We start from the raw sequence: 21,856 nt of genomic DNA on the forward strand, positions 1-21,856 counted from the left end.
ATGCGAATAAGCACAGATTTTGTATCGAACAGAGAAAGTTTTTTTGAAATAGATATAGATACAAAAAAATGTATTGGCTGTGGCTTTTGTTCTGAGATTAGTCTGGGCTTTTTTGAAATAAGAGATAATATGACAGCAGTTATTAATGAAAAAAAGATAAATGAGAGCATAAAATCAGATTTAGCTGATAATAAACTACAAATTTTGGAGTTCATAAAAAGTTCAGCTGATTCATGTCCGGTTGCAGCGATTAAAGTAATTGGTCTAAACGATATTTTATCTGCCTTTAATTTATAAAGGGTCAGGCTGACAGCAGGGACAACTGCATGTTCCACGTCCGGCCACTTTTCGTTTTGTAATTTCCTGCCCACAAATCTGGCACTTTTGCCCGCCCTTTCCATAGACTTTTAATTGATACTGAAAGTGTCCTTTGGTGTTTAATCCATCAACATAATCGCGGAAAGAAGTTCCCCGATGCCCTATTGCAGATCCCAGCACCTGTTTAACTGCCTGATGCAGTTTGCTTATTTCAATATCGAATAAAGATGCAGCCAGACGTAAGGGACTTATTCCTGCAAGAAAAAGCGACTCATCAACATATATATTGCCAAGACCGGCGACAACATGCTGATTAAGAAGAACATTTTTTATATTAGCTTTTTTATGTCTTTGCAAAGCCGTTTTGAAATGCTCAAATGTCCATTCGCTGTCCAGTGGTTCAGGGCCTAAAGATGCAAGACCTTGCTGCAGAGTTTCTTTCCCCTGAGGGAAGTACCAGATGCGGCCGAAACGCCGCACATCTCTAAAAAGCAAATCAAACGGATTATTACCTGATTTGTCGGTGAGTTTGAATTTAACATGAACATGATCACGCTTCATATCACCTTGTTCATCGAGCAGAAGTTGACCTGTCATACGTAAGTGAATAACAATACTTACGGTATTTCCTGCATCAATGATCAAATACTTGCCTCGTCTGCGTAAATCCTTAATTTCACACCCTGATAAAGATAAACTGAATTCATTTATCAGAACTTCAGATTTGAATACCTCTACTTCTTTGAAGACATTATTTTTCAATTTTAACAACAAACTTCTTCTTATTGTTTCTACCTCAGGCAATTCAGGCATTTTATTCTCCTTAAAAAATCTTTTTGATCAACTTTCTTTAGCGATTGCTTTTTGCAAATCGTTCAGCCACATATCTACAGCCGCATCGCTAGGCATGCGCCAATCACCTCTGGGCGATAAAGTTACACTGCCTACTTTAGGGCCGTCTGGCAGACAAGATCTTTTAAACTGTTGGCTAAAAAATCTGCGTATAAAAACAGGCAGCCAGCGATCAATTTCGCTGTGAATTTGTTCCGGACTGCGTTTGTTTTCTTCAGTTTTTTTGCTTTCCGCATCAACAAATGCCAAGCGAGCCAGTCTCCGGATTTTGGCAGGCGTAAAACCAAAACGAACGAGATAATACAGAAAAAAATCATGCAATTCATAAGGTCCAACCAAATGCTCGGTTTTTTGAGCAATTTTACCATCCTGGGGAGGTAGAAGCTCAGGGCTCACCGGCGTGTCAAGAACATCAAGAAGTGCCTTTCTAAGAGTATCATCACAGTGTGAAGCTTCGTAAGAAACCAGATGCCTTACAAGAGTTTTGGGGACAGAAGAGTTTACAGCATACATTGACATATGATCACCGTTATAAGTGGCCCAGCCAAGTGCCAGTTCTGACAAATCTCCTGTTCCTACTACCAACCCTCCTGTTTGATTTGCAATATCCATAAGAATCTGAGTGCGTTCTCTGGCTTGAGAATTCTCATATGTAACATCATATGTATCAGAATTTTGACCGATATCGGCAAAATGCTGTTCGACAGCTTTCGCAATAGAAATTTCCTTAATTGAAGTGCCTAATGATTTTGCAAGAATTAGCGCATTGCCGTATGTTCTATCGGTCGTACCAAATCCCGGCATCGTGATAGATAGAATTCTGGAGCGATCCCAAGCCAAAGAGTCAAAAGCCCGGACAGTAATCAGAAGCGCAAGTGTTGAATCAAGCCCACCGGACAACCCTATAACAGCAGTGTCGGCATTTGTGTGCACAAGCCTCTTTCTTAGCCCCTGCATCTGCATAGTAAGGATCTGTTCGCACCTGTCCTCGAGTTCCAGAGGATTTGCCGGAACAAAAGGGAAGGCATGGTATTTTCTATTAATTTCCAGCTCGCGGCTTATCAAAGAAAAAGTTATTATTTTATAACCCTTGTTTGAGCCGGCAAAAGTGTTCTGCCGTCTGCGTTCTGCTGCCAGCATCTGAACATCTATCTCAGATATTACCATTTCATTTTGGAACATTTCTGCCTGTGCAAGCTCATGCCCATTTTCGTATATCATATTATGCGAGGCAAAAACCAGATCTGTAGTTGATTCTCCCTGACCGGCATCCGCATAGACATAACCGCAGATTAGTTTTGCAGAATGGCTTTGTACCAACAATCTTCTGTAATCAGCCTTGCCGATAATTTCATCACTGGCAGAAAGATTGGCAATAATTGTAGCACCTGCCAGTGCATGACCGGCTGATGGTGGCAAAGGAACCCAGAGATCTTCGCATATTTCAGCAGCGAATATAAAATCAGTAATTTCTTTGCTGGCAAAAAGAAGCTTCTGCCCAAAAGGAACTTCCTGTCCTGCCACTTCGAGCATACAATCGCCGTCATCTCCATTAAAAGGACGGAAATGTCTCATCTCATAAAATTCAGAATAATTAGGAATGTTCTGCTTAGGAACAATACCAAGTATTTTGCCCTTACAACAAACAGCAGCAACATTATAAAGATCATTTCCTACAGCAAGCGGCATTCCTATAATTATAATCATTTCAAAGTCCCGGCTGAATTTAAGCAAACTTTCCAGACAAGACAAAGCATTATCGAGAAGAACCTTGCTAAGGAAAAGATCGCCACAAGTATATCCTGTCAGGCAAAGCTCAGGCAAAACCAACAGCTGAACATCTTTTTGTGCTGCTTTCTCAATAGTTTCTTGAATTTTGCTGCTATTATATTGGCAATCAGCTACCCTTATATCAAGTGAAGCTGCCGCTGTTCTTATAAAACCATCCTGCATAATAATGCCTCCCGGTAAGTAAATTACTGTAATTGTTAAATAATAAAATTATCAAGCAATCACAGCTTAAAAAAAGAAAAACAAGACAATGATTAACTCTGAAATTTGATTCACATTATAGCACAATGAAACGGCGTGAATTGAAAATTTTCCAGACAGTTTACTGATTGTAAATAAGCTTAATACAAGATTATAATAGCAGGAGAAAAAATGAGGGAAAAAAATGAGTGATCTGTCAGCTGGAGGTTTCAGAATAAGAAAAGACTTATTGAACGGACTGCGGGACGGCCTGCCGATAGGGTTAGGCTATCTGGCAGTATCTTTTGCTTTTGGAATTTTTGCAGCAGAAGGTAAAATAGCTCCTCTGACAGCAGCTTTTCTTTCTCTTACTAACTTAACATCAGCCGGACAATTTGCAGGATTAAAATTAATTTTGACTAATGCACCCTGGCTGGAAATCGCATTAACAACTTTACTGATAAATATGCGCTATGCACTAATGTCATTATCTCTTTCACAGCGAATAAGATCAGATTTGTCGATTCCACAGCGCCTTTTGATAGGATATGGCATAACTGACGAAGTTTATGCAGTTGCTATATTACGTGAAGATGAACTGGGCTTATCCTATATGATAGGATTAATGACACTTCCGGTTTTGGGTTGGACCGGTGGAACTTATGCAGGTGCATTAGCAGGTTATATTCTGCCTCTGGCTTGGCGCAGTGCATTGGGAATTGCTCTTTATGCTATGTTTGTGGCAATCATTATGCCATCCGCACGCAAATCCAGACCGGTGCTTCTGGTTGTTGCTTTTGCCGCTGCTTTAAGCGTTCTTTTTGAATTTGCACCGCTATTATCTCTGATTCCTTTGGGCTGGAGAATAATTATCTGTACAATAATTGCATCAGCTGCAGGAGCCTGTCTGGCACCAATTCAGATAACTCCGACCGAGGAGGTGCAAAGAAATGGCTGATCAAAAATTGTTTATTGCAATTCTTGTTATGACTGCCGTTACCTGGTTGCCCAGAATGCTTCCTCTTTTACTTGTGCGAAAAAAAATAGAAAATATCTGGGTAAGATCTTTTCTGTACTATGTTCCCTATGCCGTTTTGGCCGTTATGACCATCCCCGCGATCTTCTTTGCGACTTCTTCAATATGGTCTGCTCTAGCCGGTCTGGTTGTTGCTTTGCTTTTAGGCTGGCATAAAAGAAGTCTTCTGACAGTGGCTATCGGAGCGTCGATTGCAGTTTTTTTGACAGAACGTCTGTTACAGCTATTATAATTTGCACAAAAGATAAATTGCTAATTGTTTTTTTATCGTATAATATATCTATACGATCTTTCTTTGATATTGTTTCAGAGAGACAAACCAGCATCTGATTAATATCAAAAAGAATTAGTCACAAGAAGTAGCTTTTGCAGCAAGGGGGTAGCAGCTATGACACGAGTTAGTAAAGAGCAAATTATTGATGCCTTGAACAATGACCGATTCAAACTGTTTGGACAGCCCAAGTGGACTTTTGGCCGCAATACCTGCAATACCTATGAAGTTTTCGTAGATTTGATGCTTTCGGAGAATCAGGAATCTATCCAGCCGGAGGCATTTATTCCAGTGATCGAAGCAGACGAAGAACTGACCAAAAAATTTGGTTCCTGGTTTTTGGAACATGCTTTCACAGACGGTGCCAGACTAATGAATGAGCTGGAAATGAATCTGACAATCTCTATCAATATTTTAGGCTTCCAAGCTAATCGACCGGAATTCATTGATAGATTGTCAGCTTTAATTGAAAAAACAGGTATTTACAACAATAACTTACAGTTCGAGCTAAGTGAAGCACAGCCGTTAGATGAAACAGGAATTGAAAATCTACATCGTCTGCACGATGAATTAGGGATCAAGCTGGTTCTTGGCAATTTCGGTACCGGATATTCAAACATAGATATTTTGCGTAAGATTCCTTTTGATATTATTGAATTAAGCAAAGAATTTACAAAGGGAATCACAGAATTTGAAAAAGAGCTTAAGATTATTGTGGGCATTTTTCAAATGGCACAGGTGCTGGATATTGAGGTATGTGCTAAAGGAATTGAGACTGCTGAACAAATGGAATTACTTGAAGAAGCCGGATTCAAAATGGGGCAGGGCTATCTTATTGGAAAACCTTTACCTATGGAAGAACTAAAAGATTTTATCCGCAAATACGCAGATTAACGATTTGGGTTAAAAGCATAAAAAAAGACCACTCTGCCTGATTTTATCATTATCAGGCGGGTGGTCTTTTTAACTTTACTAACGGGCGTTTCTGAGCATAACTGATAGCTCTTTTAACTTAGGTGGTTTGCCATACATCAGAATACCAATGCGATATATTTTTGCCGCCAGCCAACCTGTTGCAAAAATAGTTGCAAACATCAGAAGTACCGAAATAGCAATTTGCCATATCGGGACATCGGTCATGGCTATACGTACAAACATTACCATTGGTGAAAGAAAAGGCACAAAAGAAGCGACTAGAATTAAAGTTGATTCAGGAGCCATCATGCCATAAAAAGCAACGAAGAAAGCAACCATAAATACCAGCATTATAGGCATAATACTAGTATTGATATCCTCTGTCCGGCTAGCCAGGGATCCCAGTGCTCCGTACAGGAATGCATACACAAAATAGCCGGTAAAATAAAAGAGGATAGTATAAAAAATAATCTGAGGAGGCATACTGAATACAGATTCTATTATTTCAAAAGCAGATAGATAGGTTTCATTGATTTTATAGAAGACACCGGCAGTTACTAAAAGCACGCTGATTTGAGCAAGCCCTGCCAGCCCGGAACCAATAACCTTACCAAACATCAGATTCATTGGTCTGGCAGATGTTATAAGCATTTCCATTGCCCGATTGCTTTTTTCGGAAGCAACCGAGGTCGCTACAAGCTGACCATACATCATAACTGTCATGTAAAGCAGGAATACAAGAAGATAAGTATAGAAATACGTTTGTTCCATGGACTTCCCGGACTCTTGCACTGTTTCTATAATTTCTATTGAAGGTTCAGTCAATGCTGTAATTATTGAATTTTCATCAAGTCCTTGTTCAGCAAGATATATGGCTCTGTAATATTGACCAAGTGCCGCTTGTAACTGCATGGGTGCACTTGAGCCTGTCATGCCCATTCTTCGAATAACCCAAGTGTAGCTTTCCGGATTTTCTATCAGCAGTAATCCTCCTGCTTCACTATTATCTATTTTTTCTTTTATTTCATCATATTCAGAAGCTGTAGCCGTTTGCCAGAGATCATCCGGCATAATTTCCTTAAACTATTCCAGGGCGGGTGCCGAATCTGTCTGATCAATAATATAAATTGTATCTTCAACCGCCGGTTCACTTTCAGAACTAAAATCAATTCCTAAATTTTTAACGGTATTTATAATAGAAGGCAGACTTAATCCTATAGCCAGAAGAGCAACAACTGCAAGAGTTATACCAACATAGACTTTGTTGCGAAGATAGGTCATAAATTCAAATTTCATTACGGTTAAAAATTGCCTGTTCATATTATCCTACCTCCTTTTCAGTAGAGGCATTATTTGCCTTATCTGCTTCATATGGAGTATCACCGGTTTTTTCGACAAAGATCTGTTCCAGAGAAGGTTCAACAATGTTGAACTGTTCAATTTCAAGATTTGCTTCAACCAAAGATTTGAGCAGCTCATTTCTTGCAGATTCTTTTTTCAAAGTAACAATGCAATCTCCATTTAAAGCTTCCAGAGATCTAACAGCTTCAGGTAGTTTTTGGCCGGATTGCAGATCTTTTATAATTGAAAAAGATCCCTGAGGATACTTATCAGGAGAGATGGCGATACGTATCTTGTTTCTTTCATAGCTTCTCTTTATATCACGAATAGATCCTGAAAGAACAATTTTACCTTGATGCAGGATTGCTATATCATCACAGAATGTTTCGACATAATTCATCTGATGACTTGAGAAAAGGACAATTTTGCCCAGCTCAACTTGCTCGTGTACGATTTCTCGTAAAAGCTGAGAATTAACCGGATCAAGACCGCTGAAAGGTTCATCAAGAATTACAATATCCGGATCAGCAAGCAAAGTAACAGCCAATTGAATTTTTTGCTGATTACCTTTAGATAATGTTTCCAGCTTTTTGTCTATGATATCCATCATATCCAGCCTTTTTAACCATTTAATCATGTTTTCTTTGGCTTGCCGACGACTAAGGCCTCTCAATTCTCCTAAATAAATGAGCTGATCACCAATTTTAATTTTAGGATATAGACCTTTTTCTTCCGGCAAATAACCTATACCAATTTTACTGTGGCGAAGGTTTTTGCCGTCAATCAAAATTTGTCCCTCGTCTGGTGGAAAGACATTCATAATGGTGCGGATAGTTGTAGTTTTGCCAGCTCCATTTCGACCCAGCAGACCCATTGCTGCCCCGCTTCTGGCATTAAAGGAAACCTGATTAAGTACTAGCTTAGGGCCAAAGCGTTTAATCAGATCAATTGTCTCTAACTGCATAGTTTCACCTGTCCTTTTCCCTATCTGGATATTCTAACAATATACAGAGATGTTTTTTTTCAAAAATAATCATAGCATGCAAAGACTATGTCTTCAAACCATGTAAGAGGTTCATAGTAATAAAATAAACAGAACAGAGATTCGAACCTCCCCATTTCTTTACTTTCCATCCCTTCTATTTTTATCCGGCACCTGAAAGATTTCAAGTGGAAAAAGTATTTTAAAAGTATTTTCTTACTATGTTTTTACTTTTAAACTCTTTTTTATGTGCTATTATTTTCACAGGGGATTTAATAAGGGGGTATCAATGGCTGTAATCAAAATATTTCAGATGTTTGTAATTTATTGTTTTATAGGCTGGATCCTTGAATCAATATTTCACACTGTATGGGAAAAAAAGCTGGTAAACAGAGGTTTTTTAAATGGACCTTATATTCCGATATATGGATTTGGTGCACTCTTTGTTCTTGTAATTCTTAAACCATTCAGCGAGCATTGGTATATAGTTTTTCCGGTATCTATTGTTATAACAACTGTTCTCGAATATCTGACCGGCTGGGCTATGGAGAAAATATTTAAAAACAAATGGTGGGATTACAGTATGCTGCCTCTTAATTTACACGGTAGAATTTGTTTATTGTTTTCACTTGGCTGGGGTTTTCTCTGCCTTGCCTTGGTATATATTATCCATCCTGCAGTTGTAGGTATAATTCAAATTCCGTCCGATGTAACCGGCAAAATAATAACATCTGTAATATTTGTAATAATCCTGATTGATCTTGCTTTTACTATCCGGGCGACGGTAAATCTTAATGAAGTCTTGAAACGTATTGAATATGTTAATGTTTTAGCTAAAGTCAGGCAATCTGCCCAGGTTAAGCAAACAGCACTGGCAGATAGATTTAATAATCAGATGGCAATAATTACAAAACGTTTTTTGGTTTTAAGAAATCAGGCAGACCAGTTAGGATATATCCAAAAACGCCTGCTCAGAGCTTTTCCTACTATGAAATCTCTAAATTATCAAGAATCTTTTGAATTTTTGCGCAACTGGATTTTTAAGAAAAGACGTAAATTTGTCTTGCCTCTGGATAAATTAAATTCTAGATTTGACAAATTAGTCAATAAACCGGAGAAGGAATCATTAGATGAAACCAAGACTGAAAACAAAAAAGAGGCTGACCACTAATATTTTAGTAGCCAGCCTCACAGCTGAAATTTTCAATTACCTTGGATCTTGAATTATTATCAGATTGAAACCTTAAAAGCTTTTTTGCCGGCATAAACTGCAGCATCTCCAAGAGCTTCTTCTATACGCAAGAGTTGATTATACTTTGCAACACGATCAGTACGTGAAGGAGCACCTGTCTTAATTTGTCCGGCATTTGTAGCAACAACAATATCCGCAATTGTCACATCCTCGGTTTCACCGGAGCGGTGAGAAACAATTGCTGTCCAGCCCTGATCGGCTGCCATCTCGATAGCTTCTAAAGTCTCGGTTAAAGTTCCGATCTGATTAACCTTGATCAGAACAGAATTGGATACACCAAGATCTATACCTTTACTGATTCTGGTAGTATTTGTAACAAATAAATCATCACCTACCAGCTGAATCTTATCTCCTAGCTTATCGGTAAGAATTTTCCAGCCTTCCCAGTCATCCTCCGAAAGACCATCCTCAAGAGATATAATGGGATACTTTTCAGCAAGTTCTGCCCAGAAATCAACCATTTCTTCACGAGTCTTGTATTGACCATTTTTCCAGAATAAATATTGTCCCTCTTTACCAGCTTTTTTTGCTTCTTCATAAAGTTCGGTAGCAGCAGCGTCCATGGCAATATAGAAATCATCGCCTGGTTTGAAACCAGCTTTTTCTATAGCTTCAACAATAAATTGTAAAGCTTGCTCATCGCTTTCGAAGTTTGGTGCAAAACCTCCTTCGTCACCTACCGAAGTACTATATCCTTTGTCCTTAAGCAATTTCTTCAATGTGTGGAAAACCTGGACGCTCCACTGGAGCCCCTGGCTGAAACTTTCTGCACCTGCCGGCATAATCATAAATTCCTGAAGGTTAATGCTGTTGTCAGCATGCTTTCCGCCGTTTATGATGTTCATCATTGGCACCGGCAGTTTGCGTGCCTGTACGCCACCCAGATATTGATACAAGTCAAGACCTAGAGCATTAGCTGCGGCTTTGGCTGCCGCCATTGATACGGCCAACAGAGCGTTTGCTCCCAGTTTCCCTTTGTTTTCTGTACCATCAAGCTCAAGCAATAATTTATCAAGACCAGCCTGATCTAAAACGTTAAAGCCCAACAACTCCGGAGCGATAATATTATTAATATTATCAACTGCTTTTAAAACTCCCTTGCCAAGATAACGGTTTGCATCTTCATCTCTTAATTCAACTGCTTCAAAAGCACCGGTAGAAGCACCGGAAGGGACAGCGGCACGTCCTAATGAACCATCTTCTGTTTCGATATCTGCTTCAACTGTAGGATTGCCACGAGAATCAATAATTTCTCTTGCCCACACTCTGGTAATCATAAGTTCCTGGATCATATAATTTTCCTCCTGAAAAACATATTCTGGCAAAACAATCTATTTAGTTGTTTTGCCGCTAAAAATCTTCATGCACACAACAAAGTAATTATACCCTTGCCAATTTTTTTCGAATGTAACATAAGCATCAAAATACTTCGCGGTTTGCTGCAGGATTATCAATTGCTGTTTCATAAGGACTTTTGGCAGCAAATGTTTTTACAGCTGCACCTGCTCTTGGTATAGGCATGAGAGTACCAGGGCCACCGACACATCCGCCAGGGCAAGCCATTCCCTCTAGGATATGACCGTGACACTTGCCTGCTTTAGCTTTCATTAGCATTTTTTTGCAGTCTCTCAAAGTATCGGCATGTTCAACAGGAATATCATCTATATCCTTTTTTTCTTTTTTAATACAATCAACTATTGCCTGTGCAACTCCGCTGGCAATAGCATAATTACGACCATCACGAGAAGCCAGGGTTGTAAAATTATCTTCAGGGAGATCCTGCCATTCAATGTCACAAGCACCAAACATACCCATTAATTCTTCAAATGTGATTACATAATCTATATATGGACTAACTTCTTTTTCCAGACCTTCCCTCTTTTTAGCAACACAAGGGCCTATAAAAACAACCCGCGAATCCGGATTGATTTCTTTAATCTTTTTGGCTGTTGCGACCATTGGAGTATGAGATTCAGATATACAACCGGCAAGTTCCGGCTGTTGTGCTTTTGCAAAAGATTCCCATGAAGGACAGCAACTTGTTCCCAGAAAATCTTGTTTTTCAGGAACGTTTTCAAGATATTCCTTAGCTTCATGTATGGAGCCTATATCAGCACCAAGGCCTACCTCCAGAACATCTTTAAAGCCCAACTTTTTTAAAGCAGCAACAACTTTACCAGGTGTAGCCAGAGGACCGAACTGACCGACAAAAGAAGGTGCAATTTCAGCATACACAGGTTGATCAAGTCTTATAGCGGTAATTAGCTGGAAAATTTCCGACTTATCTGCTATTGCGGCAAAAGGGCAGCTTACTATGCACAGCCCGCAGGCCACACATTTGTCCTGATTAATCTCTGCCCTGCCCAGTTCATCACTGTCAATTGCATCAGCTCCGCAAGCCTCAGCACAAGGTCGTCCAAAACGAACAATGGCATTGTAAGGGCATGCCTGTACACAACGACCGCATTTTATACATTTAGACATATCTATAATAGCGGCACGTTTTCCGATCGTAATAGCTTTTACAGGACAAACAGAAGTACAGGGATGAGCCAGACATTTACGACAGTTATTTGTGACAAAAAACTGATCTGTCGGACATGCTTCGCAGGCAAAAGGAATAACATTAACAAGGGGTTCAGCCAAAGCTTTATCGACGGTATCTGCCTTATCCATATCTTCTGTCAGTGCATGATGACGATCTACAGGACGCATCTCAAGACCAAGAGCCATGCGGATACGCTCTCGAATAATGGCTCTTTCCTTAAAAACACTGTCTCTATAAAGAGGTTGCTCACCGGGTATTATTCTATATGAAGATTCATAGAAAAAAGAAAAATCTGTATTATCAAGATCTCTTTCGTAGGCAAAGCGGGCTACCTCGGTAAAGACTTGACGCCGTATTTTAGTGATAGGAGTAAACAAACCACGCATATTATCCTCCGTGAAAAACTATAAGATCAAACACAGTTATGAGAGCGGATAATTTCCAGAATTTTTGACATGACTGTCTCGCTGTCCGCCCTGGTAATAGACTGACCATTTATTGCAACAATCGGAGCAAGCTGTCCCTGTTGACAATTGCCTTCGCAAGGCACGGGATTAATGACTATTTCGCAGTCTTCTTCCAAATTGGTAAATTCGATCAGACTTTCTATAGATGCAATGATATCCATTGCCCCCATCATTATGCAGTGTGTACCGGCACAAACATCAACGACAATTTTCGGCATGGGAAAACCCTCCTGTTTATTACTGATTTCATTGTATCATAGGAAAATGATTTTCGAGTCATTGTCATTGATTGATGAACTGTGAATATCACTCTGAATTATGCTGCAAATGTGTTGAACAACATAATAAAATGTGGTAAACTTTATCATATAGTATTAAAAACTAGATTAAAGAATTGTTATAACGAGGTAAGCATAGTGTCAAGAGTACAAACTAAAATTGAGGAAAAATGGAATACAGCTACACATGGAGGAATGGCGGCTATTTTACTTATATCGATGCCGCTGGTTTTAATACATGTTATAAACCAGGCCGGAAATATGGCTTTGAAAGATGGAATAGGCGTAGGCATTTTTATTCTTTGCCTGATTCTGATGTTCTCTACATCAGCAATTTATCACTCAATTCCAGCAAGCAGTAAGTACAAAAGAATACTAAACCGGTTTGACCATATGTCAATATTTTTTGCAATTGCCGGCAGCTATACTCCTCTTGTTTTATCAGTAATAGGTGGCAGAACAGGCTGGATAATTCTAGCGGTTGAATGGTCTCTTGTAATTATTGGCATCATTTTTAAAAGCATAAGTTTCAAAAAAAGTCTCCTTTCCTGGATTTTTTCTATTTTACTTTATCTTGCCATGGGTTGGGCGATAGTGGCTTGTTTTCCACTGTTTGCGGCAAGAGCACAACCTGCCTGTTTTTGGTTAATTCTTGCAGGTGGTATTTTTTACACTGCTGGTATAATCTTTTTTGCTCTTGAAAAACGCTATGCACATGTTGTTTGGCACTTTTTTGTCAATGCAGGAGCAATATGTCACTTTATAGCTATTGTTTTCTTCTTGCGCTGAGAGAATATGCAATCTTTATATTTTTTGAGAAAGCTTCCGTTACTGTCAGATTATCCAATCAAGACAGTTAATAACAGTTTGAAACATTAATGTAATGTGACTAAACTTGACTAAATCGGTTATAGATTATAAAATCAGGAAGTAGAGCAATCGAAAAGCGATAAAGCATGAAGAACTCGATTAACCTTTATTAACCAGTAGTTCGACATATTTTTGCATCATTACCAGTTAATTAAACAGTTATATAATAAGAGTTTGCAGTGAGGAAATCTGTGAATAAAAACAAAAAAATTATTATTGGAATAACATCTGCAATTTTGCTGACAGGAACGATTATTTCTGTCAGCTTTATTTACGCTAATGGTAGAATAGCAGCGCCGTCTTTGGACACAGAAAAGACGGAAGCTGTGACAAAATATTCAGACAGTGAATATATAGAGGGAATTAACAGACAGGCGATAAAAACCTTATCTGAAGATAAGAAAAACAGTCCTGAGACAACAAAAGAGACAACGGTTAAACCAAAGCCAACAAAGGCTCCTGCTGAAACATCAGTAAAACCAACGCAGCCTTTGGAAACAGAGCCTGCTCCGACACCGACACCTCCTGTGGAAACAGAGCCTGCTCCGACGCAACCTGTGGAAACATCAGCACAACCAACGCAACCTGTAGAAACTCAGCCGGTACCAACGCAGCCTGTAGAAACTCAACCGGCTCCGACTCAGCCACCGGTTTCATCTGCCTCGACCCTGGAGCAGAAAATGCTGGAAGCAGTTAATAATTATAGAGCATCGCAAGGTTTGACCAGATTTTCAGCAGCAGGTTCTGATGTAGTAAACGTGGCTGTAATACGAGCAGGTGAATCTGCGCAGAAATTTAGCCATGACAGGCCGGATGGAACTAAAGTTTTTGATCTCATAAGAGCTCATGGCATACAATACAGCCGTGCAGCAGAGAATCTGGCAATGGTTCCCAGTGGCTATAGCGCCGATCAGGTTCTTGAACTATGGTTAAAATCACCAGGTCACCTTACCAATATACGAGGAGACTATAAGTATCTGGCAGTAGGCATATACACCGACAGTCAGGGATATAGCTACTGGACACAAATATTTATCGGTTAATGTTTAGAAGATCGGTTAATGTTTAGAAGATATGAGGTTAAGATGCTCCTGCTATTCTGGTTGGAAGATCAGCCATTAGTGCTTGTAAATTTTCGTGTTTTTTCAACTTTATCAAGACTGCCCGGTCAGTATCCTTCATTATAACGGGCAAATCTGTTTCGCCAAGACCTGGTCTGACCGGGAAGGCAATTTGCTCTTGTTCGATATTAAACTCAGCATTAACCCCGTTTTTGTTGCCTCTGGCATCAAGTCTTATCCAGCGGTCGATTGATTGGAAGTAAACGGCATTAAGACTATGAATTATCAACGGAGACTGGTCATCATCTTCTAATCTTAGGTATTGATAACATAGACCTGAAGGTATTCCGTTGCAGCGAAGCAAGGCTGCCAGCAGATGTGATTTGCCGTAACAAAGACCCTCTTTAAACTGTAAAACATCAGAAGCCTGCCAGACTACTTTTGTGCTGGCAATATCGGCAGAATGCTTTATATGATCCCTGACAAAATCAAAAGTCAGATTGGCCAGCTCCATTTCTGGATCTGGCCATCTGATTGAGTCAGGATTTTCATTAATATTTTTCATCATTGAATCCATAAGCCATTTAGCAACAAATCTTATTTTAGGATTATTATGATCTATAGCCTCAGAGCTCAACAAATAATCATTTAAATAATCTGACTCGGTAAAAAAATTCATTTCTAAAACTCCATAATAATTTAAATTGCATCGGAAGATTTTGCAAGCTCAAATTCTTTCTCGATTTCTGTAGATGGTTTTTTATCAATAAGGCTGATAACAATTATCAGCAAAAGTGATACGATAAATGCCGGTAGCAGTTCATAAACTTCAAAAATTCCACCTAAAGGATAAATCAAGCGAGGCCAGAGTAAAGCGGTGACACCGCCGCTTAACATTCCTGCCAGAGCACCCTTAAAGGTTGTACGTTTCCAGAAAAGCGAACATAGCATAAGAGGTCCGAATGTTGCACCGAAGCCTGCCCAGGCATGTGCTACAATCTGGAATATTGTTCCTGACGGATTTGCAGCCATGATTGCGGCCGCAATAGCAACACCTATAATAGTAAGTCTTGAAACCCACAATACTTGCTTCTCACTTGCATCTTTTTTCAGCACACCTTTGAAGAAATTCTGAGAAATAGCAGAAGAAGTCATAAGAAGCTGAGAGTCCGAGGTGCTCATTGTAGCTGCCAAAATGCCCGAAAGAATAACTCCGGCAATAACAGGCGGTAACAAGGTCGTGCTCATCATAATAAAGACTCTTTCGCTATCTGCACCACCAAGTTCTCCAGGGAAAACAGAAGCTCCGACAAACCCGATAAAAACGGCTGCTGCAAGAGATATCAAAACCCAGACAACTGCGATTATACGTGATTTCTTTAACATACTGGCATCTTTAATTGCCATGAATCTTAGAAGAACATGAGGCATTCCGAAATAGCCCAGCCCCCATGCCAGTGCAGAAACAACCTGCAATGGCCCATAGCTTATAGCGGAGTTGGTTACAGCATTATGAACTCCGAACCAATCAAGATAACCCGGCATGCTTTGTGCTCTTTCAATAACATTATCCAGGCCGCCAACATAAATTGTTCCGACAACTAGTATTACAACCAAGGAAATAGACATTAATATTCCCTGGATAAAGTCAGTAGTACTTTCGGCAAGGAAGCCGCCAAGTGCTGTGTAGATAACAATAACAGCCGCACTTATGATCATCATTGTTACATAATCAAAATTGAAAATACTTTCGAATAAACGGCCGGCAGCCACAAATCCGGAAGCAGTATAAACAGTAAAGAAAATAAGAATAAACAAAGCTGCAATGCTCATTAGAATTCTTTTTTTATCATGAAAACGATTGCTGAAAAAATCAGGTAATGTAAAGGCATTTCCCGAAATCTGACTGTATCTGCGTAATCGGCGCGAAACGAGCCGCCAATTCAGATAAGTACCGACAGCCAGACCAATTGCGGTCCATGCTGCTTCGCCTAATCCTGAAATATAAGCTAATCCAGGCAAACCCATCAGCAGCCAGCTGCTCATATCCGATGCCTCTGCGCTCATGGCGGTTACCCATGGTCCAAGACTACGTCCCCCGAGAAAAAAGTCTTCTGATTTTTGATTGCGACGCGAGTAAAGCAAACCTATAGCAATAACCATTGCCAGATAAGCAATCATCGCAACCAGTATCCAAATCTGTTGCGCTGTCATATCAAGCCCTCCCAATATGTGATAAAAATGATAAAATAGACTTGGCTATTTTACCACAAAATATCAGACAAATGGCAGTGCTACAGCGAATATTGCTATATTTGCCAGACCATGAACAATCCAGACAGGTAAAAGACTGTTAAAACGGTAAGTTATGTGGTTTAAAATTAGTCCAGAGGCAAAAAGTCCTGCCAGAGACAAGATCAAAACAGGCAAGTTGAACCAATTGCGAAAAACAGTAAGATGGTATAGCGAAAACAATAATGCCGAGATAATTGAAGCATGCCTGTAAGTCAAATTCTTTAACAATCTTCCCAGAATAAAACCACGGAAAAAAATCTCTTCTGTAAAAGAGTTAAAAAAGGGAATATAAATAAATGTCAGATAGATCATAAGCTTTGTAGCACCGGTTCTTTCACGAATTTCGCCTATTGCCTGCTCTGCGCTGAAAATAGCCCCAAGAGGTTTTGAAAAAACAAACAAAACCAAAATGATGACTGCACCTATACCTGTAAAAAGCAAACAAGACTTCCTGACCGGTTTAAGGCTAAAATTAATTTTAAACCATTCCAGATCTGAAAGAAAAACTTTGCTAATTATAAAAGGGAGTAACACAAATAAGACTATTTTTGAAATTGATTTAATTGCATATACAGGATCGAGGATTTTGCTGATAAAAGCATATACCAGCAAAAGCGAAATTATGATAAAAATATCTCTACAAAGATTTCTTTTTTTCAAATTTATCACCCAAATAAATTTTATTGCCTGTTTAAGGAGTATAATCAGGCAAATATATTTGCACTTTCTTCAATTATTTTTGAGAGACGGCATATGTTGCATAATGCCAGATTTAACAATATCATGTCAAGCTTTGTCAAACTCAAGCTTGGATTAATAAGGAACTACATGTAATAAGACAAACAGATATTTTACTGAAAATAAGTCAGAGTCAAACTTTGTCATAACTTGATTGCATGTGGTATGCTGTTACGAGTATAATGTAATGAGAAAGGTTTTTTTGGGGATGTTTTACGTTTAGCAAATATGAAAACTAAAGATCACAAGTACTCGCGCAAGCTTCTTTGTGATCAAGTGTTATCAAAATTACTAATTGAGTATTAAAGATTGATTTAGAAGGGTTCGACAGCAAAAAGGGAGGGTTCATTATGAATTGTACAAAGTGCGGCAATGAGTTGCCCGATGCTGCTATTTTTTGCAATAATTGCGGCAATAAAGTAGTTTCAGCAGAGCAGACAACTTTAGAATCTGCAAAAGAACAGACAACAGCTGATTATAAGGAAACAGAGATTCCTGACGGTAATGACCAGACCGGTGTTACAGCACAGCCGGAGGCTCCGGTAATTCCAGAAGCCCCACCGGTTCCGGAAGCGCCAAAAGTGGAAGTTCCACCGATGCCAGAGATGCCGAAAGCAGAAGTTCCAGAAACTCCAGAGATTCCCAAAGCAGAAAAAGCACCTATACCTGAAATGCCTAAGCAAGAAGTTCCGGCGGCAGCAGCGACTACTTTGCCGAAAATATTTTGCACTAAATGTGGCAAGCAGGCACAGCCTGGAACTGCATTTTGCACAGGTTGCGGTAATAATTTAAAAAGGAATCAACCGACTGCGGAGTCAAAACCTCCTCAGGCACACCAGCAATATCAGCAGCCGCAAGGGAATCAGTCTGTACCTTATGGACAGTCTCCCTATCAGCAGCCTAACCAGCCTTATAACGGTCAGGCGGCAGCATCTCCATATCAGACACAAAACCCTTATGGTGCGCCGCCTGCCGCTCCCGGATACACTGGACAACCCCAACAGGGATATAATGCACCAGGTTACAATGCTCAGTATAATCAACCGTCAGCAACACAAGGCAAAAAAGGTGGCAAAAAGAGCATAGTTCCTTTGATTGTGATTCTCGCTGTGATAATAGCTGCAGGGGCACTTACCTGGATTTTTGCAGGCAGAGATATAGCAAGAATGATTCGTGGTCCTAAAAAATCATATGTTGCAATAGAAGCAAAACAAATGGCTCAGTACACCACAGATATGCTTGATCTGATGATCAGAACTCAAGATGATACCGGTGGACGTATTATTGACCTTGCTTTGTCGGTTGACGGAGATACTCTCGGATTGGATCCGTCAATGGTCACAACAATTGAGAATATTAGCCTTAAAAACACCTATATGTTTGATCGTAAAGATGACTCGAAATTATATAATAAGCTAGATTTTATGGTAGGTGAAGAGGCTGTATTAACACTGGAAGCGCTACAGGATGAACAGCAGATGATTGTTGGCATACCTCAGCTTTTAGGTACATATATTGTTGCTGATGATCAGGATATGCAAGAGATGATGGGTCCTGGTGTTGATTTTGACATGAGCACGATAACAGACACCATGAATATGTTAACCTTCGGTGTGGATATGGAACGCCGCGATCTGGAAAAATCTGTTAATAAACTGGTAGATATAGCTCTGGATCATATAGATGAAGCAGAATTTGAAAAAAAATCAGAAATTAAAGCCGGATCAGTAAAAGCTGTTTATGATTCCTATACAGTTACAACAACAGGCGAAAATCTTCAGGCGATGATGATTGAGATTCTTGAAGAGTTAAGAGATGATCCGATTTTCTACGATTTTGTTTATCAGTTCTCTATGATTTCTTATGACGAGTTTGAGATGGAATCTTTTCCGACCCGTGAAGAGTGGGAAGATGAAATTAATGCTGCCATAGAGGAGATTGAAAGTACAGAAGAAGACCTGGAGAATGTTGAAATTGTTCAAACCATACATGTAGATAAGAAGGATAATGTAAGAGCCAGACATATAATAATGACTGATGAAGATGGCTATGAAGTTATGAACCTTACTTACTACGATGAAGTTGAAGAAGACGGTCTGTATGTAACAGGTCTTATTATGGACATGGAAGGCGAGCAGATCGAGCTTATAGCAGAGTATGAGAAAGACGGTGAAAAGAAAACCGGCGAACTTAAAGTAATTGCTGAGGGAACGGCAATGCTGACTGCCGATTTTGTAGATTTCGAAGAATTTGATATGGGTGATGAAACCTGGTTTACAGGTAGCGCAGTTGTTAAAATAGCACCGGCAATGACCGGAGAGGAAATCCCTGAACTTGAGATAATAGGAACTTATGAAAATGACCGCTACCAGATTGATCTTTCAATCAAGGATATGGGAGCAGTTAAGCTTGGATATCAGATTATTGAAAGTAAAAAGGTCTCCATACCTTCCCTGAGTGATGTTGCCACAGTCAGATTATCAGATGAAGAAGCGCTTCAGAATCTGCTGACAGAGGATGTGCTCGTAAATTTAGAAAATATTATGAACTCTATGGGTCTTTCAGAAGAAATGCTCAATAGTATCATGATGGGCGGATTCAATGGTGGCTGGGATTATGACGATGACTGGGACTATGAAGACGACTGGGAAGACTGGGACGATTGGGACTATGAAGATGACTGGGACTATGAAGATGACTGGGAATACGAAGATGACGAATGGGAAGATTATTATGATGACTGGGAAGACTACGAAGGTTGGGAAGACTGGGACGATGCGGACTGGGAAGCCTACTGGGATGAGTTTTATGCCAACTGGGACTGATAAATAATTTTCGCAGATTGTCAGGTGTTATATGTTAACAGTAAACAATGTTCATAAAAAATATAAAAAAGAAAGTGTTTTGGCAGGGGTCAGCTTTGAAGTTGACCCTTCCACTGTTCTGGGCATAAGTGGTTCAAATGGAACAGGAAAAACAACCCTGATAAATATAATTGCATCTGTTCTTGAACCTGATCAGGGAGAAATAAGATTGCAAGGAATTTCGTCTGTTCAGCATGGCAAATATCGCAGTATGATAGGATATGTTCCCCAATCAATTGCCTTATCCAACCGTCTTAGTGTCTATCGCAATCTTGAGTTCTGGGGAGCTATAAGAGGACTTAGAGGAAGCGTACTTAAAGATGCTATTGTTGAAGTTGCTCATCAGACCAATGTGTCATCTTTTCTAAAAAAATCTATTTCCCAATGTTCCGGCGGGATGGCAAGACGTGCCAATCTTGCTGCCGGTATAATTGGCAATCCTTATCTGATTTTACTTGATGAACCGACAGCTGGTATTGACGAAGATAACAGAGATATAATTTTGCAGACAATCAGCGATCTGCGTAATTCAGGCAGAATAATTCTGATGGTCAATCATTATGCAAATGAAATGGCAAATGTTTGTGACCGTATGATTGTGCTAAAAAATGGCAAGGTGAACTATGCTCCCTAGACTTATTCTTTATTACTGGCGGGAATCATGTAATATTCGCACAGCGGCCTTGCTTGTGGTAGTCATACTTCTTACTGTTTTTGGACAGAATATCGCCTGGGTAGATGATAAAGGAGAGCTGGAAATATATGAAACCCTTGCGGTTTCTATTGTTGATTATGATAAAAGTATTATTTCTTATGTTATAAGAACACAATTTTCAGATCTTGATGCGGTAGAAACGGTATATCTAGATGATTATGAAACGGCAAAAGCCCGCCTTGAACGCAATGAAGTTGTTCTGGTACTTGTTTTGCCTGAGAATTTTTATGAAAATACAATTTCCGTACAACAGCGCGAACATGTTCTGGTTTATTTAAATGAACAGATGCCTGCAGAAGCCAATCTTTTTGCCAAGCTGCTTAATCATGCTGTTGATAGTTTTACTTCTGTACAGGCAACCCTTTATACCTATCAGGAAGAGTTAAGACCTCTGATAAATGATGTTGAAAAATATGAACAATACAGCAGTGCGGCAACGCTGGATGTAGCTTTTCGTATGATCAGAAGAAACAGTATGCTCACGGTGGAGCATGAAGCTAAGATGCGGCAGTTCTGGTTTGTAATTGCCGCTTTAACCAGCATATTCGGGATGCTACCGGCACTTCTTGTATTGATGATGGTGCAGCAGGAAATTCAAAGTGGTCAGCAGGAACGTTTGAGAGCAGCAAATGTGCCATGGTGGCAATTACATCTGGCAAAAATGATTATAGGCATGATTTGGCTCTTAACCGGACTTGTTCCCATGTTTTTATTTGCCAGATTTTATTTGCCTCAGCTTAGTTGGTTGATGATAATCACTGCAGTACTTCCTTTGTATTTAAGTTCTTCTTTGCTTTGCCTGTCCTTAGCATATCGAAGCCGTCGTACAGAAACTGTTATGCTTACTGCATGGCTGGGTATGCTTGCTTTCCTTCTTTTGGCCGGAGGAATTTACCCAAGACAACTTCTACCAGAATGGCTTTTGCCATTGCAGCCTGTTTCACCAGCTTATTGGTCATTTAATCAGATATATGATCTGCTTTATGAACGAGATATAGCTGCCAGCATGTATATATGGCCTCTGATAATCGTACTAATATGTATACCTATGAGCTGGTTTTCATGGAAAAAGGTAAAATGAA

General features: G+C 39.6%; 21 protein-coding genes. 10 read left to right on the forward strand and 11 right to left on the reverse strand.

Going from position 1 to position 21,856, the window contains the following annotated elements; all coding sequences use genetic code 11:
• Positions 1 to 297: a ferredoxin gene (locus AC0KSB_RS09275; protein ID WP_472308543.1), complete on the forward strand. Its 297-nt coding sequence runs from the start codon at positions 1 to 3 to the stop codon at positions 295 to 297.
• Here the strand turns inward: AC0KSB_RS09275 and mutM are convergent.
• Positions 292 to 1,131 (reverse strand): bifunctional DNA-formamidopyrimidine glycosylase/DNA-(apurinic or apyrimidinic site) lyase, encoded by an 840-nt coding sequence (gene mutM, locus AC0KSB_RS09280; RefSeq protein WP_472308545.1) that lies wholly within the window; start codon positions 1,129 to 1,131, stop codon positions 292 to 294. The two genes, AC0KSB_RS09275 and mutM, sit on opposite strands and share 6 nt — an antisense overlap.
• 27 nt (positions 1,132 to 1,158) lie before the next feature.
• Complete coding sequence (locus AC0KSB_RS09285) at positions 1,159 to 3,123, reverse strand: NAD(+) synthase (RefSeq protein ID WP_472308547.1); 1,965 nt, start codon at positions 3,121 to 3,123, stop codon at positions 1,159 to 1,161.
• A 223-nt stretch (positions 3,124 to 3,346) separates the two neighbouring features.
• Between AC0KSB_RS09285 and AC0KSB_RS09290 the strand changes: the two genes are divergently transcribed.
• The 3 genes from AC0KSB_RS09290 (at position 3,347) to AC0KSB_RS09300 (ending at position 5,342) form a co-directional block, all read left to right on the forward strand.
• Complete coding sequence (locus AC0KSB_RS09290) at positions 3,347 to 4,099, forward strand: AzlC family ABC transporter permease (protein ID WP_472308549.1); 753 nt, start codon at positions 3,347 to 3,349, stop codon at positions 4,097 to 4,099.
• On the forward strand, positions 4,092 to 4,409 hold the full coding sequence (locus AC0KSB_RS09295) for an AzlD domain-containing protein (RefSeq protein WP_472308551.1): 318 nt from the start codon (positions 4,092 to 4,094) through the stop codon (positions 4,407 to 4,409). The genes AC0KSB_RS09290 and AC0KSB_RS09295 overlap by 8 nt, the downstream gene beginning before the upstream one ends.
• 156 nt (positions 4,410 to 4,565) lie before the next feature.
• On the forward strand, positions 4,566 to 5,342 hold the full coding sequence (locus AC0KSB_RS09300) for an EAL domain-containing protein (protein ID WP_472308553.1): 777 nt from the start codon (positions 4,566 to 4,568) through the stop codon (positions 5,340 to 5,342).
• A gap of 78 nt (positions 5,343 to 5,420) precedes the next feature.
• Here AC0KSB_RS09300 and AC0KSB_RS09305 read toward each other — a convergent pair whose 3' ends face one another.
• The 3 genes from AC0KSB_RS09305 to AC0KSB_RS09315 are packed head-to-tail and all read right to left on the reverse strand — an operon-like array spanning position 5,421 to position 7,668.
• Positions 5,421 to 6,434: an ABC transporter permease gene (locus tag AC0KSB_RS09305; RefSeq protein ID WP_472308555.1), complete on the reverse strand. Its 1,014-nt coding sequence runs from the start codon at positions 6,432 to 6,434 to the stop codon at positions 5,421 to 5,423.
• A gap of 12 nt (positions 6,435 to 6,446) precedes the next feature.
• Positions 6,447 to 6,683, reverse strand: a complete 237-nt coding sequence (locus AC0KSB_RS09310; RefSeq protein WP_472308557.1) for a hypothetical protein — start codon at positions 6,681 to 6,683, stop codon at positions 6,447 to 6,449.
• 1 nt (position 6,684) lies between these two features.
• Positions 6,685 to 7,668 (reverse strand): ABC transporter ATP-binding protein, encoded by a 984-nt coding sequence (locus AC0KSB_RS09315; protein WP_472308559.1) that lies wholly within the window; start codon positions 7,666 to 7,668, stop codon positions 6,685 to 6,687.
• 307 nt (positions 7,669 to 7,975) lie between these two features.
• Between AC0KSB_RS09315 and AC0KSB_RS09320 the strand changes: the two genes are divergently transcribed.
• Positions 7,976 to 8,857 carry a putative ABC transporter permease gene (locus tag AC0KSB_RS09320; protein WP_472308561.1) on the forward strand — a complete coding sequence of 294 codons (882 nt, stop codon included), beginning with the start codon at positions 7,976 to 7,978 and terminating at the stop codon, positions 8,855 to 8,857.
• A 59-nt stretch (positions 8,858 to 8,916) separates the two neighbouring features.
• On the opposite strand, the gene eno is transcribed toward AC0KSB_RS09320, so the two are convergent.
• The 3 genes from eno to AC0KSB_RS09335 form a co-directional block, all read right to left on the reverse strand.
• Positions 8,917 to 10,230: a phosphopyruvate hydratase gene (gene eno / locus AC0KSB_RS09325; protein ID WP_472308563.1), complete on the reverse strand. Its 1,314-nt coding sequence runs from the start codon at positions 10,228 to 10,230 to the stop codon at positions 8,917 to 8,919.
• A 127-nt stretch (positions 10,231 to 10,357) separates the two neighbouring features.
• Entirely contained in the window at positions 10,358 to 11,872 is a 1,515-nt protein-coding gene (locus AC0KSB_RS09330; RefSeq protein ID WP_472308565.1) for a 4Fe-4S dicluster domain-containing protein, read from the reverse strand.
• Between the two features lie 26 nt (positions 11,873 to 11,898).
• A complete protein-coding gene (locus tag AC0KSB_RS09335) occupies positions 11,899 to 12,171 on the reverse strand; it encodes an NAD(P)H-dependent oxidoreductase subunit E (protein ID WP_472308567.1) in 273 nt (90 codons plus the stop codon).
• 198 nt (positions 12,172 to 12,369) lie between these two features.
• On the opposite strand from AC0KSB_RS09335, the gene trhA reads away from it, so the two are divergent.
• Positions 12,370 to 13,020 (forward strand): PAQR family membrane homeostasis protein TrhA, encoded by a 651-nt coding sequence (gene trhA, locus AC0KSB_RS09340; RefSeq protein WP_472308569.1) that lies wholly within the window; start codon positions 12,370 to 12,372, stop codon positions 13,018 to 13,020.
• Positions 13,021 to 13,292: 272 nt separating this feature from the next.
• On the forward strand, positions 13,293 to 14,144 hold the full coding sequence (locus tag AC0KSB_RS09345) for a CAP domain-containing protein (RefSeq protein ID WP_472308571.1): 852 nt from the start codon (positions 13,293 to 13,295) through the stop codon (positions 14,142 to 14,144).
• A 37-nt stretch (positions 14,145 to 14,181) separates the two neighbouring features.
• Here the strand turns inward: AC0KSB_RS09345 and AC0KSB_RS09350 are convergent, their stop codons facing one another.
• From AC0KSB_RS09350 to AC0KSB_RS09360, 3 genes are all read right to left on the reverse strand, one after another.
• Entirely contained in the window at positions 14,182 to 14,841 is a 660-nt protein-coding gene (locus AC0KSB_RS09350) for a transglutaminase-like domain-containing protein (protein ID WP_472308573.1), read from the reverse strand.
• Positions 14,842 to 14,861: 20 nt separating this feature from the next.
• Complete coding sequence (gene putP, locus AC0KSB_RS09355; protein WP_472308575.1) at positions 14,862 to 16,376, reverse strand: sodium/proline symporter PutP; 1,515 nt, start codon at positions 16,374 to 16,376, stop codon at positions 14,862 to 14,864.
• A gap of 63 nt (positions 16,377 to 16,439) precedes the next feature.
• Positions 16,440 to 17,117: a CPBP family intramembrane glutamic endopeptidase gene (locus AC0KSB_RS09360; protein WP_472308577.1), complete on the reverse strand. Its 678-nt coding sequence runs from the start codon at positions 17,115 to 17,117 to the stop codon at positions 16,440 to 16,442.
• Positions 17,118 to 17,545: 428 nt separating this feature from the next.
• Here AC0KSB_RS09360 and AC0KSB_RS09365 point away from each other — a divergent pair, with 428 nt between their 5' ends.
• The 3 genes from AC0KSB_RS09365 to AC0KSB_RS09375 are packed head-to-tail and all read left to right on the forward strand — an operon-like array spanning position 17,546 to position 21,855.
• Positions 17,546 to 20,020, forward strand: coding sequence for a zinc-ribbon domain-containing protein (locus AC0KSB_RS09365; RefSeq protein WP_472308579.1), 2,475 nt, complete (start codon positions 17,546 to 17,548; stop codon positions 20,018 to 20,020).
• Positions 20,021 to 20,051: 31 nt separating this feature from the next.
• Positions 20,052 to 20,693, forward strand: a complete 642-nt coding sequence (locus tag AC0KSB_RS09370; protein WP_472308581.1) for an ABC transporter ATP-binding protein — start codon at positions 20,052 to 20,054, stop codon at positions 20,691 to 20,693.
• Positions 20,683 to 21,855, forward strand: coding sequence for an ABC transporter permease (locus tag AC0KSB_RS09375; protein ID WP_472308583.1), 1,173 nt, complete (start codon positions 20,683 to 20,685; stop codon positions 21,853 to 21,855). The genes AC0KSB_RS09370 and AC0KSB_RS09375 overlap by 11 nt, the downstream gene beginning before the upstream one ends.
• Position 21,856 lies beyond the last annotated feature (1 nt).

The sequence above is a fragment of the Ercella succinigenes genome (assembly GCF_900002895.1).